We start from the raw sequence: 16,833 nt of genomic DNA on the forward strand, positions 1-16,833 counted from the left end.
TTAATTTTTGGACAGGTGGTAATATGAAAGAAAAGGTATCGGGATGGGGAAGGTGCATGAGAAAAAAAGTTATTCTTTCTTTAGTTGTTCTAATTGTTATTTTTAGCTATTTGACTATAGTTTCGGCAACGAAGGCTTTTCGTTTAACTAGTGATATGCCTACTAACCTCCCTTCCGCTAAGGATTCTTTCCGTCTCGTACTCATTACGCAAGAACTTGATACCCCTTTTTGGAATAAGGTTGGTCAAGGTGCAATTAAGCAGGCGCAGGAAGAAAATGTACAGCTTGAAGTATGGGGAAGCTATGGAAACAACCAAGACGACTTTTTAAAAAAGATGGAGATTGCTATTCATTCAAAGGTGAATGGGATAATCGTACAAGGATTAGATAATGAAGAATTTAAAGAGCTAACAAAAGTAAAGGCAGCTTTTTATGGCATTCCTGTTATTACCGTTGCAAATGATGTGCCGGTACAAGAGAGCTTGAGAAAAACATATGTAGGATCAGATCAGTTTTTAGCAGGTAAATTAGTTGCTAGTCAATTAATAAAAGAAATGGGAACAGCAGGAGAAGTGATAATACTTGGTGATCAAGAGCAAGCGTATTATCAAAAGGAACGGTTAGCAGGTATTCGAGATGTATTAGACAGATATCCAGATATAGAAATTTTTGTTAGAGGGACGGCAGAGACAAAGGAACAGGTTTTGGCAACTACTCAACAGTTAATGAATGAAGTGCCACAAGCCTCTGCTTTTATAGCCATCAATGCAAATCATGTAGGTCCCATGATCCAAGAAATAGAAAGACGTACACAGGTGGAGCCGTATCATATATTTACATTTGATGACGGGGTTGAGTCAGCTATTCTCCTAAAACAAGGAAAACTTGACGGGGTGTTGGAGCAAATGCCTGAAGAGATGGGTAGGGAGAGTGTTAAATTGTTGCTGGAGTGGATTACAGACGAGACCGTACCACTCGATTCAAATGGTTACCTCACCGAAACTCGTATTGTGAAAGCTAAGGGTGACGGTAAATGACAACGATTCAAAAGAAGATTTGGATGCTCGTTTCCGTTGTTTTGCTCATTATGGGCGTTATTTGGTTGACGCTTACGTATTACAATCAAAAAACACAGGAACAATCCAATGAGATTTTACAGAGATATTTACGAATGAATGAAGTTACTACAGCTAGCCAGCAATTGATTACGAATTTAAATAATTATCTATTAAACCCAACAGATAATCATAAAAAACAGGTAGAGAAAAGCATACGTGTCATTGAAGAGGTACAGCAAGATGTAGCTCAACTTCGGACCGCGGATAATGAGTTCTCTGTCACCAATTATATTCATTTAATCGATAGCCTTATAGAGACTACTAATCGATCTATTATGTTTTCAGAAGATAAAGAAATGGAAGGATCGACAAATGAATTTAATGAAGCAAATCGAATATCCGCGTACATATCGGAGATGACCTTGACGATTTTAGATCGAGAGTTGAAGACGTATAATCTTGTTTATCGAGATATTATCAGCCAATCAGAGGAGTTAGAAAAGCTAGGAATCTGGTTATTACTTTTAATTACTGTCGTGTTATTATTGGCTACTTATTGGTTTTCACTTACTATTACAAAGCCAATTCATCAGCTGACTAAGGCTGCTAACGAATTATCGGAAGGGCGTTTTAATCAACAAATTCAAGTCAAATCAAATGACGAGATTGCTTTTTTAGCAAAGACCTTTGATAAGATGCGTATTAATATTAATGATCTAATTGTGGAAATTCAGCAAAAGGCTCAGCTAGAGCATGAGCTACAGCAAAGTAAGCTTTTGTTGAAGGAGAGTCAATTAAAAAGCCTGCAAAGCCAGATAAATCCACATTTTTTATTTAATACGTTAAACACACTTTCAAAAAAGGCATATTTGGATGGAGCAGAGGAAACAAGTGATCTGTTAGTCAGTGTAGCAGGCTTGCTACGTTATAATCTGAAGCGAATAGACCGATCTGTAACGCTATTTGAAGAAGTGATTGTTTTAAATCAGTATATGGAAATTCAAAAGGCACGTTTTACAGATCGTTTAAAATTCGAGTCGTACATCGATGAGTCGTGTCTCCATGTGAAAATTCCAGGTCTCACCCTTCAGCCTATTATCGAAAATGCAGTTATCCACGCTATTGAGCCCGAAGAGGACGGAGGTACCATTTTCTTTAGGATAAAGAAGAAGGAAGATGATGCATGGGTCATCATTGAAATAGAGGATAGTGGAAAAGGAATGTCCCAAGAAAAAATGGAGCAGTTATTGAAGGGACGTGTAGTACCTGGCGAAGGGCATTCTACAGGAATTGGCTTCCAAAATGTAGTAAAAAGATTGGATTTATTTTATGGAATGGAGAACTTAGTTACGATTGATAGTAAAGAAGGTCGAGGCACGAAAGTGATTATACAAATACCTAATTCATTGGAGGAGCAATATCATGATGAAGCTTCTTATTGTTGATGATGAACCGATTGAGCGAGAAGGAATGGAGGCTATTTTACAAAAAGCTTTTCCAGAGCTGATCATTCATCAAGCAAAAAATGGCAAATTAGCAATAGAATTAGCAAATCAGATACAACCAGATTTAGTGTTAATGGATATAATGATGCCAGGAATGACAGGTCTTGAAGCGATAGAAAAAATTCAGGCAGAACATTCTGCCAGTAAATTTGTTATGGTGACAGCGTTTGATATGTTTGATTATGCAAGGCAGGCTATCAAGCTTGGTGTGAAGGATTATCTGCTAAAACCTAGTAAGGTAAGCGAAATTGTTGCAACCGTCGGAAGAGTATTAGAGGAATGTAGACAGGAAAGTGAGCAACAGGATACAAACAAGTGGCAACAAGAGAATTGGGAAAAAACGTTGACTCTAGTAGAAACAGACATTGTAACACAATTATTATTTGATCATGTACATGAAGTACATATCGATATGCTTCTCGAAATGCTTGATATTCGTTCTTCTAATGAAAAATTTGTTGTATTGGTTGTATTGCCTGAGGGAGCACAGTCCTATTATGTGCCAATAAAGGAAAAGGTACACGAAACTGGAAACGCTTGGGTAGGGGCGTTATACGGGAGACAGCTTCCTATTATCGTTTTTCGCGATCAAGAAAAGTCCTTCCGTTTGCAAGCGATTACATTGGCAAAAGCAATATTATCATTAGATAAGGAAAAAATTGGATTAGACTGGTTTGTAGGGATTGGTCAAGTTTATGAGGAACTGGATGAAATTCGTCAATCTTACCAAGAAGCACTCATTGCTACTATGGATACAACGCCAAAGGTCAAATACAGATTTTATAACGATGTACCAGCTCATAGCCTAGAATCTGACAATCAGAATATGAAACAACAGCAAAAAAACCTTTTTGACCAAGTTCGTTTAGGAGACTGGGTTTCTATTCAGTCTGGTGTGTTAAATTTGATACAGCAACATGAAAATGAGGGAAACTCACTAATATACGCTCAGCAAAGGGTCCTTGAACTGCTTTGGATTGCTACACGAGTGATGGATGAAATGGGAATGGAAGCTGATGCACCCTTCTTCTCATTTCAAAACCAGGACTACCGCCAATTGAGAGCGGAAACACTTTTGCTTCTGAATCATATGAATACGATCTATAAAGCACATTATAATCAAGTGGAAGCGGATAAAATACACCAAATAAAACAATTTATTCGAGAGCATTCACATGAGGATATATCTTTGGAGATTCTTGCACAAAGGGTTAACTTAAGTCCCATATATATTAGTAAAATGTTCAAAGAGAAGCTGGGAATTAACTACATCGATTTTTTAACAGAGTGCCGAATTGAGAAGGCAAAGACACTTTTAAATGATTCTGAGCGTAGTTTAAAAGAAATTACGTATGAGGTCGGATATCACGAACCAAATTATTTTAGCAAGGTGTTTAAGAAAGTATGTGGAGTATCCCCTAAGCAATATCGAAAAACATTATGGAGTAATAAAGCGGAAGTTCGATAGGAGGTAAACGGATGAAAAGAAAGGCTATAATTTTATGGTTTTTAGTAATAGCCTCGTTTCTAATTGCTTGTACAGATACGCAAAAGCTACAACAGGAAACCGACGAGCAAGAAAAAATAACACCTCTTGTTAAGGACGATGATTCAATCCGTATTGGATTTTCGATGGATACTCTACTGGAAGAGCGATGGTTAAGGGACCGAGATTTATTCAAGGAAGAAGTTGAATCACTAGGAGCAGAAGTTAAGATTGTAGCAGCTAATGGAGATGATGCTCTACAAATTTCACAAGCAGAGGCGCTCATCAGTAGCGGAATTGACCTTTTAGTAATTGTACCGCATAATGCTGAAGCAACAGCTGCAATTGTGCATAAGGCACATTTAGCAGGGATCCAAGTAATTGCCTATGACAGGCTTGTGAAAAATGCAAACCTCGATTTGTATGTGTCTTTTGATAATGAACAAGTAGGTGAGATGCAAGCAAAAGCTATCACTGCAATCGTACCGAAGGGTAATTATGTGATTATCGGAGGGGCAATTACTGATAATAACGCACACTTATTAAAAAAAGGTGTATTCAACGTGCTACGTCCATATATTGAAAGAGGCGATATTAACATCGTTTATGATCAGTGGACGAAGGATTGGACTCCTGCTAATGCAAAAACTAATATGGAAGAAGCTCTCCATACTACAAAGGGGCAAATTGACGCAGTGATAGCTGCAAATGATGCCACTGCAGGCGGTGTTATACAAGCACTTGCTGCAAAAGGATTGGCAGGAATCGTGCCAGTTGCAGGGCAAGATGCGGATTTGGCTGGAGTACAGCGGATTGTTAGTGGAGATCAGACGATGACAGTGTATAAGCCAATTCGGATGCTCACACAAGAAGTAGCGAAATTAGCGGTAGCTATGGCAAAAGGGGAGGAAGTCCCTGCTTTCCAAAAAGTTAATAATGGGAAAATTGAAGTTCCTTCCGTGTTACTATCGCCAATTGCTGTAAATGTTCACAACATAGAAAGCACGGTTATTGCGGATGGGTTTCATTCTTCGGAGGATATTTATAAAGACACTTCGAAGTAAATAGTATGTCATTTTAATTTCAATAGATCTATATATGGAATAATTTCTGTTAGCTTTTTGGGATAATTGTAGTGAAAGGAGGCGCCTCCAGCGGGTGTCCAGGTGATAAAAAAGGAAAGAAGGCTAAGAACGCCACCTCATGAGGCAAACTTCATGCTAACATCGTGTTGGCTTGAGGAGACTCACAGGCCGCCCGCGGAAAGCGTCCGCCTGTAATATCAACCGCATTGTTTAACAGAAATCAAAAATAAAAACCCTAAAGCCTTGTATTAATAAAGACTTTAGGGTTTCTATTAATACTCTTAGAAGAGTATTTCTATTAACGAGAGTAGAACTCAGTAGTATTTAAAAGCCTTGTCGTATCAACGTTTACAGCTTGTTTGATTTTAATTAGCCCCACTTTTAGCCCCACTCGCTTCTAAACTGTAGCTAAATGCAGCAACAGTTTCGCTTTCCAATTCCTCCAACACATGTCCGTATATTTCATAAACCATTTGTGGAGTGTTGCCCAATCTTTCCGCGATTACTTTTACATTAGAGCCCTGGTTCAATAAAATAGTTGCGTGTGTAAGAGACGAAGCCCGTGTAATGTTACTTGCGGAAGTCCTGTTCGCTTCAAGATTCTTCTAAACGCGTATAATACACTGTTATCTGTAGCGGGTTCTCCGGTTTGGTGTGATATGAAAACAAACGATTCTTCAGTAAATTTGTAACCAAAAGATAGCATTGTTTCTATACACCATTTTCGGTAAGCCTTTAATTGATTAACAAGAAGATCATCAATTAAAATGGTTCTATAGCTGTTTTTGGTTTTCGGGGAACGAATAACTTTATTATCACGAGTACGCTCAACGGTGATGGTTTTCTTTATGAGATTAATGTTCTTCCTTTGTAAGCCGAATGCTTCACCTCTTCTTACACCTGTATAAGCAACAGTTAGGAGATACGAAATATTCGTGATGTTTTCACACTCTTTTGTTGCGTCTAAAAATGCTACTAACTCAGAGGGTGTAAAGAAATTCGATGGCTTTTCTTTTATTTCGTTATTAGAAGACAGGGTGATTTTAGTGAATCTATTGCGAGACAATATTTCATCATCAACAGCCGCGTTAATGGCAATCTTAAAAAGGGTATGGAATAATTGAACTGTACTTGGTTTGTATTTCTTCTCTAGTACATTCAAAAACACTCTCTTGTAAGTAGTCTTTTCTAAACTCTGTAGTTTATAATGACCGAGCAAAGGTTTCATCTGTAAACGTATAGCCATTTCCCGTTGTTTTCGAGAAGTAACTTTCCAGTCGTTTTTGTGGGTGTCATACCATAACCATTCCCCTACGGTTATTTGGTCATGCTCCACTTGTTTAGATTCTCCACGTAAAGTTGCAGCCTTTACATCCATAGTGCCTTAAGGGCTGCTTTTTCTGTCTTGAAACTACTCTTCTTTTTCTCTCTTCGTTTACCTGTTTTGTCATAATACTTATGGCGAAACATCCACAATTTTTCATTATTCGTATTGAAATAGTAATAGATTTCTGGTTCTTTACTCGATTTGAATAATTTCAATTATACCGTTCCTTTCATTACTTGGCGGCGTGATGCACAGGAATAGGTAGGTATTCTTAAAGTCCCTTGTTGATACATACTCTGAGGTTTTTAATGTTTCAAAATCTTATTATTCTTTTAAGGAATATACATAATCCAAGACCCATTCGTCTTTCATTGTCCTTCTAATAGCAAATATCCTATCTTTTCTAAGTTCTTATAGTTGGGTACTACGTGTGAATAAAATTGAAGAGTGGGAGGGCTATTTCAAGCCGCTATCATCCGTTCAATTATTAGTACTCGTCACGGTTCTAATCGTTTTGCTGCAAGTGGTGGTTTACCTATTCACTTGGCCTGCGAAGGCAGATAAAGGAGACAGAAGCGGGAGATGAAGTAATGATATTATTTTTACAGTAGAAGTCAACAAGGAAGCATTCGAGAACAGCTTCGATGGTTTTGCGGATGAAGAGAAGTTGAATGTGACAATCGGATACGGTGAATCAAAGTACTTGGGAAGTTATTGGTACGGTTAATTATCCAGAAGCATTTGAGGATATGGAGTGAATCATTTTGGGTCGGAGGCATAATGCTTCTGGCTCTTTTTCTTTTTCATTTTCTAAAGCGGCTCCGATGTAGAATTGCTCTTGCCACTTTCAATATCTGAAATACGGGTGTGCAAAGCCTGTCAGTTCTGCTACTTCTTTTGCATGAAGCCCTTTTCCTTTTGAATCAATTTGATTTCGACAAAACAACTAGTAAATTGACGTATTATACATCGTGATAGCAAGATGATTTATGACAACTAAAAATAGTGGATTCTCATAAAAAACCGAAGTTTGCTATATATTATATTGACTATCTCTATTTTATATGCTAAATTGGGTTAATATTCAAATTATTTAAAATTTTCGCCAATTAATATAGTTAAATTTGTTGTTCTAAGTTGTCATATATTAATTGGTAAATACAAAGGGGCGGTGAATAATGTAAGGGCTTACACACTACTGTAAAATGGGGGATTTGTGAAATTGTTTATCGTCCAATTGGTTCCTATTATCTTTGTTACCACAAAAATTGAGGGGGATTTTGATGAGAAAAAATCTGGTTATTTCATTGCTTTTAAGCGTTTTACTACTTCTTGCCGCTTGCGGTGAAGACAAAGCAAGTAGCAGTTCACCTAAGGAAATCATAATTGGAAATATCGGAGCGATGAGTGGGACTAGTGCTGTAAATGGAAAAGCGCAGTCTCAAGGGATAGATATTGCGGTGAAAGAGATTAATGCAAATGGAGGTATTTTGGGTGCTCAGGTGAAAGTCGTCACACGTGATGATGAGGCTGACCCTACAAAATCCAAAACATTTATGGAGGAGATAGTGGACAAGGAAAAGGCAAGGTTTGTAATCGGGCCTACAAATTCAACCCCTGCAGCTGCTTCGATGGCATATCTCCAGCAGAATAAAGTGATTTCTATGATACCAGTAGCGACAGGTACAGACCTTATCAGCAAAAATAATCCTTATGCTTTTAGAATAATGCCGTCAAATGAAATACAGGCAAAAGCTCTTGTCAAAATTGCAGTTGAGGGAAATTACCAGAAAATTGCTTTGGTTGCTGATACCTCTGCCCTTGGTGTGGATGGAATCGCGGTTATGGAAGAGACGCTAAAAGAATATGGCGTTGAGCCTGCCGTGAAAGTTACTTATAAGTCGGATGATCCAGACATGACGCCGATTGCACAAAAAATAAAAGAGGCTAACGCAGATGTAGCGTTGTTTTGGACCTTAGGAGCTGATGGGGCGAAGATTGTAAGGTCTCTAGAACGAATCGACTATATTGATAACTTGCAAGTTATAGGCTATACAGGATTGGCGATGCCAAACTTTAAGGAACTGGCTGGCCCTGGGGCTAATAATGTGTCAGTTGTTTCTATGAACAACTGGGCAGTGGAGCCAAATCAAACAGAGTTAGGGTCGAAATATTGGGCGATGTATCAAAAGATTATGGAGGAATATGGTGAATACGGAAAACGTGATACAAACCCTACTACGGTAACATCAGGTTATGAAGCAGTTTATTTACTAAAGTGGGCAATTGAAAAAGCAGGTACGACGGATACTGATGAAGTGAAAAAGGTATTGGAAAATGATGTGGCGGAATTCGAATCGGTCTTTGTAAATGAATATGCCTTTTCGGAGGAATCTCACGAGGGGTTCCCTTTATCAGAATTGATCATGGTTAAGATCTCAGAAATGTTTAATGGAGATCTGTATATAAAAAATTAATTGTAAGTAGTTACTGTCGATCTCCTAAATTTGTAATGGAAATTGGGAGATCGACATAACGTAGCTCTACTCTAGCTGTGTAATTTTAAATTTTATCTTAGTCGGAGACTTACCCTACATATGACTAGGAAATCAATAAAAAGAAAAACCACAACTATTTGGGAGGTATTAGTATGGGAAAATTAGAAGGTAAGTACGCAATTATTACCGGGGGTGGGAAAGGAATAGGTGAATCTATCGTTAAACGCTTTCTAGAGGATGGTATTGCAGGTATTGCAGTACTTGAATATGATCTGAACTTGGCGAAAGAAATGATTTCAAGACTCGATACTAGTGATGCTGAAGTTCTGGCCATTCAATGTGATGTATCGAATGACAACCAAGTAGAAAAAGCTGTTTCTCAAGCAATGAAACATTTCGGTACTGTTGACATCCTTGTCAACAATGCTGGGATTACTCAAGACAGTATGTTCCACAAAATGACGGATCAAGCTTGGGATGCTGTTATAAATGTAAATCTTAAAGGTGCCTATTACCTTTGTAAACATGTCGTACCGATTATGAGGAAGAATGCCTTCGGAAAGATTGTAAACATCTCGTCCATATCTGCATTTGGTAATGTAGGTCAGGCAAATTACGCAGCATCAAAAGCAGGATTAATTGGTTTTTCCAAAACGCTTGCTAAGGAGGGGGGACCAAAGAATATTAACGTTAACTGTGTTGCCCCTGGTTATATTGAAACAGACATGTATAAAACTGTCCCGACGGAAATTATAGAAGAACATATAAAGAATACCCCATTAAGAAGACTTGGAAAACCTCATGAAATTGCCAGTGTTGTGTCTTTCCTTTCTAGTGATGATGCAAGCTTCTTATCAGGGCAGTGCATAACTGTTAGTGGTGCTGCGACAACATGAGGCGACTAGGAAGATAAGAGAGGGGTGTATATATGCAGGAACTAATATTTGCTCTTGCTAACGGGAGCATGTATGCCTTAATGGCACTTGCCATCGGTATCATTTATTCTACAACTCGTATCATTAATTTTGCACATGGCTCCGTTATTATGATAGGAGCTATGACAAGCTACTGGTTCATAAGTGTTTTTCATATGAATTATATACTTGCTATTTTGTTAGCAATATCGATTAACATATTGCTAAGTATGGTGATCTATAAGACAGCAGTAGAGAGATTAGGAGATCTATCGAAAAATTCAAGTTGGATTGTCACTCTATTTGGTGCAAGTATCATCATAGACAATATTGCTCGAATGATATTCGGAACGGAACCAAAGGCTTTTCCATACCTGTTTAATGGTCTAGATATTCGTATGTTCGGTGCGAATATTATGTTGCACGAAATGATGATGATTGTTATTGCAATATCGATTGGTATCGCGTATCAATTTGTCATTCAAAAAACTAGTTTTGGTAGAGCTGTTAGGGCTGTATCGTATAAACCGGATACTGCAAGAATCATGGGTATTCGAAGCAGTGTCGTTGTGTTGACCTGTTTCGCGATATCAGGAGGTGTTGCGGCAATCGCGGGTTCACTGATTGCACCCTTAACTTTTGCTAGCTATACAATGACATATGCACTTGGCATAAAAGCTTTCGCAGCAGCGCTAATCGGAGGGTTAGGTAATACCAAAGGAGCGTTTATCGGTGGTATTTCCTTAGGTTTGTTAGAGGGATTTGTTGGGCTGATGATCCCTGGTGGTATGAAAGATGCCGTTATCTTTTTAATTATGATTGTTGTCATTATAGTTTTACCAGGAGGGATATTAGGTGCCAAAATTTTCAATAAAGGCAGCTTCACTGCAGAAAAAATATAAAGTTTATTTTATTATCCTTTGGGTTGCTCTTTTGTTGATTAGTTTAGCTATTCCCCTAGTAGCAGGTAGTTACTACTTGCGATTAGTAAGTTTAATTTTCATCTATATTATCCTGGCAATTGGCTATAACATTTCTGCGGGCTTTAGTGGTATAACTTCTTTTGCATTTGCCGCACATTTTGGTGTTGGGGCATATGTTTCAGCAGTAGCCATTACCGCCTACAACTTGCCGTTTTTCGTGGGGCTTATACTAGGGGCAATAGCGGCTGCTGTAGTCGGTTTGCTAGTTTCCCTTCCAGCATCTAAAGTAAAACACCATTACCTCGCTCTTATAAGTATTGGTTTACTAGAAATGGCGCATCGAGTGTTTAATGAATGGACCTGGTTTACAGGTGGTTCACAGGGGCTGTTCGTCTCGAGTTGGACTATTTTCGGTTTCAGCCTAGATACCCTTCAAAAATACTATTTCATCCTACTACTAGTAGTAATATGTATTGTCGTACAGAGGAACATAGTTAAAAGTCGATGGGGCAGAGATTTAATTGCAATGACAGATAACGAGATTGCAGCAGCAGGGGTTGGCATTAACTTCAGTAAATATAGAATCATAGGCTACTTTTTCAGTTCATTACTCGCTGGATTAGCTGGAGGCGTTTATGCTAGTTATAGTGGCTATCTAAGCCCTGATACCTTCAGTTTTCAATTTACTGTATTCATTCTTCTGATGGTGGTTTTGGGTGGGCAAGGGACGCTTAGCGGTCCAATTATCGGTGCGATCATTGCTACGTTAATACCAGAACTATTTAATGCAGCACCTGACTTGAAACAGATTGTATATGGTGCCCTTCTTGTCGTCATCCCACAAGTACTTCCGGCGGGTATTGCAGGAACGATTAAAAAGCATTTCAGAGAAATAGATGACAATCAATACCTCATGGAAAAAAGGGACAAAAAAGCTTTTGAAATAAAGCAGAATGTTATTAGTGTTGGTACTAACTCCGATAGTGATGACATTTTAGTTATTAAGGATCTTACGAAGAAGTTCGGGGGACATACTGCAGTAGAAAATCTAAGCATGACGATTAAAAGAGGGACGGTTCACTCACTAATTGGTCCGAATGGTGCCGGCAAAACTACAACATTAAACATGATTACTGGTGTTGATAAGCCATCAGCAGGCATGGTTATTTTTAAAGACAAGGACATTACGGGTAAGAGTATTGTGGATCTAGTAAGGCAGGGGGTCTCGCGGACATTCCAACATGTAAGACTTTTTAACAATCTCTCGGTCGTTGAAAATGTTGCGATGGGGGGACGGCTATTTTATAGCTATTCACTTACCGATACGATGTTCCGTACACGGAAAATGAGGAATGAAGAAAGAAAATCATTTTATGAAGCAATGGATTACCTTGATTTAATAGACCTTGGCCACCAAGCGAATAATGAACCGGAGAGCCTGTCAGCGGGTCAACAGAAATTATTAGAACTGGCGCGAGCTCTTAGCATGAAACCAGAGCTTCTAGTTCTAGATGAACCATGTGCTGGCCTATCAGATACAGAGACGATGGAATTCTCGAAGTTGCTTAATAAAGTTCGGGAGGCCGGAGTTACCGTTCTAATGATCGAACATCACATGGATTTAGTCATGGAGATATCCGATTATATTACCGTACTTGATTATGGCAAAAAAATTGCAGAGGGTGATCCCGCAAGCGTGAATTCCAATCCGGTTGTAAGAAACGCTTATCTGGGTGAAGGGGCGGAAATCTATGTTACAAGTTAAGGATTTAACTGTAAGTTACGGAAAAACTGAAGTTGTTCATAATATCTCTTTACACGTAGAACAAGGTGAGATTGTTACAGTTTTAGGAGCGAATGGTGCTGGTAAAAGCACCATTCTCAATACGATTGTCGCGCTTCATAAGGCGAAAAGTGGAAGTATCTCCTTTCAAGGAAAAGATATTACCAATGATCGTCCTGACCAACTGGTGCGTAAAGGAATTCGCATCGTACCTGAGGGTAGACAAATATTTCCTCAACATACAGTAATGGAAAACATTCTATTAGGAGCACATATTGTAAAGGATTCCAAGAAAACAAATATCATGATTGAATCGATTTTCGAACGTTTCCCACGGCTTGAGGAAAGAAAAGAACAATTGGGAGGGACTCTTTCAGGGGGAGAGCAACAAATGCTAGCCATTGCAAGAGCCCTTATGACTGAACCATCCTTTTTAATTCTTGATGAACCCTCACTTGGGCTTGCTCCTATCATTGTAAATGAGGTTTTTGATCTATTAAAGGAAATTAATGCCTCGGGTGTTACCGTGCTTTTGGTTGAACAGATGGCGAATAGTGCATTGAAGATATCCGATCGTGCCTACGTCATAGAGACGGGAAGTATTGTTTTAGCAGGTACAGGAGAAGAGATTCGTATGAATCCAGATGTCGCAAAGGCGTATCTTGGAAATGTATAAAAAAACTAATTTGATTAGTTTCTACACTTACTATAAGCACCAAGAAGAAACTAATGAAATTACTTAAGGTGATAAAAAATGGATACTAACATGATAAATATATTATGGCTTGCTAAAAGTGAATACCCTTCAGGAAGCTCTCTTGAACCCCATTCACATAATGATTACTATCAAATTTATTATGTAATTAGCGGAGAAGGGGACTTTATTGCAGGTGAGGAACGTGTCAAGTTGACTCAGGGTATGTACTTGTTTACTAGACCTACTGATAGGCATGGCATTGCTGACACACGTGACGTAGATGGAAAACCGTTACGCATGCTGGAAGTAAAATATGCGGTTTTTAATAATGAGTTAAAAGAAAGTTTACATCATGTTCCAAATGTCTGTATAGGCTCCGATAACATAGAGGCCATGTTGAATTTAGTCTTTAATGAAGGACTTGAGATGTCTCCTTGGTATCGAGAGATTGGCACACATACACTACTAGCTACCCTCTATTATATAATTCGATATCAAAAGATGAATGTGACAATGAATGAGCAAAAGTTAATGGTTTCGGATCAAATTAAAGAGTATATAAAAGAAAATCATGCCAATGAAGTTCCTTTGGACAAAGTTGCACAACATGTTGGACATAGCAAGAATTATATTTGTAAAACGTTTAAGGACAATACAGGTATGACAATCAACCTATTTTTAAATAAAGTTCGAATCGAACAAGCTGCTCAGTTGCTGATCAATACGAATTTAGATGTATCGGAGATTAGTAGTAATGTGGGATATAACAACGTTTACCATTTCATCAAGACATTTAAGAAGATTGTAGGTACCTCACCCGGAAACTTCCGGAAAAATGAACTCTACGGTTTATCCCTTGCGAGTTCTCAAGTGAGTTGTATTGCAACGATTCCACTACCTTAAATGCCAAGGGGGATAAATAATAATGAATAGAGTAGATAATTCAGTAAGTATGAAAGACGCTGTAATAGTGGGAGTTTCTAGAACATCGGTTGGGAAAATGCGCGGTACTCTCGCTAACTTTTCAGCTGTAGAGCTCGGAGCAATGGCAATGAAAAATGTTGTAGAAGAACATAAGGTGAATCCACAGGATATTGATGAGATTATCATGGGGAATTTATTCGATAGTCATTCTTTTAACTTTGCGCGAGTTGCAGCACTTGAAGCAGGTTTCCCTATCGAAGTACCCGCAATCACAATTGATCGCCAATGTGCGAGTTCACTTAATGCGGTAGCATGGGCAGCAATGCTAGTATCTTCTGGTCAATGCGAAGTTGTATTGGCGGGCGGGGTTGAGAGTCACTCCCAAAAGCCGTTCTATGTAAAAAGTCCAGAGAAGGCGTATCCGGATAAGCTTGAGTTTCTATCAGGTCAAACAACCAATGAAGAATATGGGAATCCTTCTATGATTGTCACAGCTGAAAATCTCGCGGAGATGTATAGCATTTCTAGACAGGAATGTGATGAATTTGCCCTTGCAAGTCATTTGAAAGCGGAGGCTGCGTGGCAGAGAGGATTTTACGATGCTGAGACATTTCCTATTCATATACCACAGAGAAAAGGAGAAACAAAGGTTTTCCAAAAAGATGAATGCATTCGGCCAGAAACAAATCTTGAAGTGCTATCAAAGCTAAACCCAGTTATGAGTGGGGATGGAGTAGTGACAGCAGGAAACTCTTCGCCGTTAAATGACGGTGCTTCGGCAGTTCTTATTATGAGTAGAGAGAAAGCGGAAAAATATGGATTAGAACCTTTGGCTAAAATCGGAGCATCTGCATCTGCAGGTGTTGACCCTTCAATCATGGGAATAGGACCCGTTTACTCCACACGAAAATTACTAAAGAAGACAGGATTGTTAATTGATGACTTTGATATCATTGAAATAAACGAAGCATTTGCGGCACAATCACTTGCGTGTATACGCGAGCTAGGCATTGATATGGATAAAGTGAATCCAAATGGAGGGGCTATCGCGATTGGACATCCAAATGCCGCTTCCGGAGGCATTCTTGTCGCAAGAACAGCTAGAGAAATGTACGAGAGAGATTTATCGAGAGGGCTAATTACTTTTTGCGTTGGTGGAGGACAAGGATTTTCTTTAATCTTAGAAAGAGCATAAAGCATGGTCATAATATGTCTCTAAATTTCAAATAATTCGATTGAGGGTGATGTTTGTGTCTATTTTATCTGGTATCAGAGTTTTGGATTTATCACATTATATTGCAGGACCATTCTGTAGCCAGATACTTGCAGATCATGGAGCTGACGTTATTAAGATTGAGCGACCAGAGGGGGAAGTCGGAAGAACTTCTGCCCCGATGGATGACGATATTAGTTTGTACTTTGCCTCGGAAAATCGTAATAAAAGAGGAATTGCAATTGATTTAAAAAGCGAAAAAGGCAAAGAGATTTTCACTCGTCTAGTCAAAACAGCTGATGTGTTAGTAACGAATTATGGAGCGAATGTACCAGAAAAATTGGGGTTTGATTATGACGCAATTTCAGCTGTGAATCCTAGAATTAGCATGGTTCATATTACAGGATTCGGACAAACAGGTCCTTATAAAAATTATGGAGCATATGATGGAGTCATTCAGTCAATGAGTGGGTTAGCAGAATTGACAGGGCATCCAGATGGTCCGCCGACATATGTCGGATTTTTCATAGCAGATCATATTGCTGGAATGCAAGCTGCTCTAGGTACGATGTTTGCCCTATTTCATAGGGAACGAACAGGGCACGGGCGCTTTGTTGATATAAGCATGCTTGACGGACTAGTATCCTTATTAGGCTTCAGTGTTGCTGAGGCCAAGTTACATGGTATTACAAGTCAAAGATGGGGAAAGACAGATCGGTTTGAACTTTCGAAATCATTCCCTACAACAGATGGGTATGTATTCATCTCAAGCTATTTATTAGCGTCTGAAAAACAATGGAAAGATTTAACTGAACTAATAGGGAAAAATGAGTGGGGTCAAAGTGAATCTCCTTTATATACGAAAGAGGGGAGATTTAAAAGAAGGGAAACAATAGAAGAAGCTATTTCTCAATGGACGAGTGAACAAACTAAACTTGAAGCATTTCAACATTTACAACAAAGGGGAATTGCAAGTAGCCCCGTGAATAAGTTAGATGAGGTATTCAACGATCCTCAAATTAAGCATAGAGAAATGATCCAAACGTTAAAAATGGGAGATAAAGGCGGGGTTCCAGTTCCTGGCGCTGCCATTAAGATTCAAGATAATCCTATAGCTGAATTCACACCACCACCAAATCTCGGAGAACATTCAGCAGAGATTTTAACGGAGTTGGGCTTTACAGATCAAGAAATTGAGGACTTCCAAACAAACAAAATTATCAGAGTTGAAAAGGATACACTAGCGGTGCATAGAAATTAATCTGTTAAATAGAAACCCCTTCGAGCCGCGAAAAGGCTTTGAAGGGGTTCTTCAGGTATGAGGCAACCAAAATAAACAGGATTTCAGTACCCACTTTTTCCTTATAAACTGTAATAATACTCTAGCCAATGAATCATTCCGGGAATAAAAAGATCCAAA

The 16,833-nt window shown here is 38.7% G+C and carries 12 protein-coding genes and 1 pseudogene; 12 read left to right on the top strand and 1 reads right to left on the bottom strand.

From position 1 onward, the window contains the following. Positions 1–56 precede the first annotated feature (56 nt). From PGC35_RS12930 to xylF, 4 genes are read left to right on the top strand one after another with little or no spacing between them, the layout of a single operon-like run. Entirely contained in the window at positions 57–1,037 is a 981-nt protein-coding gene (locus PGC35_RS12930) for a substrate-binding domain-containing protein (RefSeq protein WP_375219441.1), read from the top strand. Next, a complete protein-coding gene (locus PGC35_RS12935) occupies positions 1,034–2,503 on the top strand; it encodes a sensor histidine kinase (protein ID WP_375219442.1) in 1,470 nt (489 codons plus the stop codon). The genes PGC35_RS12930 and PGC35_RS12935 overlap by 4 nt, the downstream gene beginning before the upstream one ends. Next, the gene (locus PGC35_RS12940; RefSeq protein WP_375219443.1) at positions 2,481–4,031 is read left to right on the top strand and encodes a response regulator; all 1,551 of its coding nucleotides are present in this window, start codon (positions 2,481–2,483) and stop codon (positions 4,029–4,031) included. The genes PGC35_RS12935 and PGC35_RS12940 overlap by 23 nt, the downstream gene beginning before the upstream one ends. 11 nt (positions 4,032–4,042) lie before the next feature. Next, positions 4,043–5,113, top strand: coding sequence for a D-xylose ABC transporter substrate-binding protein (xylF, locus tag PGC35_RS12945; RefSeq protein WP_375219444.1), 1,071 nt, complete (start codon positions 4,043–4,045; stop codon positions 5,111–5,113). A gap of 386 nt (positions 5,114–5,499) precedes the next feature. On the opposite strand, the pseudogene PGC35_RS12950 reads toward xylF, so the two are convergent. Beyond that, positions 5,500–6,676: pseudogene (locus PGC35_RS12950) on the bottom strand (tyrosine-type recombinase/integrase). 1,068 nt (positions 6,677–7,744) lie between these two features. Between PGC35_RS12950 and PGC35_RS12955 the strand changes: the two are divergent. From PGC35_RS12955 to PGC35_RS12990, 8 genes are all read left to right on the top strand, one after another. Beyond that, positions 7,745–8,938 (top strand): ABC transporter substrate-binding protein, encoded by a 1,194-nt coding sequence (locus tag PGC35_RS12955; RefSeq protein ID WP_375219445.1) that lies wholly within the window; start codon positions 7,745–7,747, stop codon positions 8,936–8,938. Between the two features lie 173 nt (positions 8,939–9,111). Further along, positions 9,112–9,855, top strand: coding sequence for a 3-oxoacyl-ACP reductase FabG (gene fabG / locus PGC35_RS12960; RefSeq protein WP_375219446.1), 744 nt, complete (start codon positions 9,112–9,114; stop codon positions 9,853–9,855). 32 nt (positions 9,856–9,887) lie between these two features. Then, positions 9,888–10,775 (top strand): branched-chain amino acid ABC transporter permease, encoded by an 888-nt coding sequence (locus tag PGC35_RS12965; RefSeq protein ID WP_375219447.1) that lies wholly within the window; start codon positions 9,888–9,890, stop codon positions 10,773–10,775. Continuing rightward, entirely contained in the window at positions 10,729–12,561 is a 1,833-nt protein-coding gene (locus PGC35_RS12970) for a branched-chain amino acid ABC transporter ATP-binding protein/permease (RefSeq protein WP_375219448.1), read from the top strand. The genes PGC35_RS12965 and PGC35_RS12970 overlap by 47 nt, the downstream gene beginning before the upstream one ends. Continuing rightward, on the top strand, positions 12,548–13,255 hold the full coding sequence (locus PGC35_RS12975) for an ABC transporter ATP-binding protein (RefSeq protein WP_375219449.1): 708 nt from the start codon (positions 12,548–12,550) through the stop codon (positions 13,253–13,255). The genes PGC35_RS12970 and PGC35_RS12975 overlap by 14 nt, the downstream gene beginning before the upstream one ends. 78 nt (positions 13,256–13,333) lie before the next feature. Beyond that, complete coding sequence (locus tag PGC35_RS12980) at positions 13,334–14,179, top strand: AraC family transcriptional regulator (RefSeq protein ID WP_375219450.1); 846 nt, start codon at positions 13,334–13,336, stop codon at positions 14,177–14,179. Positions 14,180–14,201: 22 nt separating this feature from the next. Next, positions 14,202–15,395: a thiolase family protein gene (locus PGC35_RS12985; protein WP_375219451.1), complete on the top strand. Its 1,194-nt coding sequence runs from the start codon at positions 14,202–14,204 to the stop codon at positions 15,393–15,395. A gap of 55 nt (positions 15,396–15,450) precedes the next feature. Further along, a complete protein-coding gene (locus PGC35_RS12990; protein ID WP_375219452.1) occupies positions 15,451–16,674 on the top strand; it encodes a CaiB/BaiF CoA transferase family protein in 1,224 nt (407 codons plus the stop codon). The last annotated feature ends 159 nt before the right edge of the window (positions 16,675–16,833 follow it).

Source organism: Psychrobacillus sp. PGGUH221 (genome assembly GCF_042055255.1).
Taxonomy (GTDB): Bacteria; Bacillota; Bacilli; order Bacillales_A; family Planococcaceae; genus Psychrobacillus.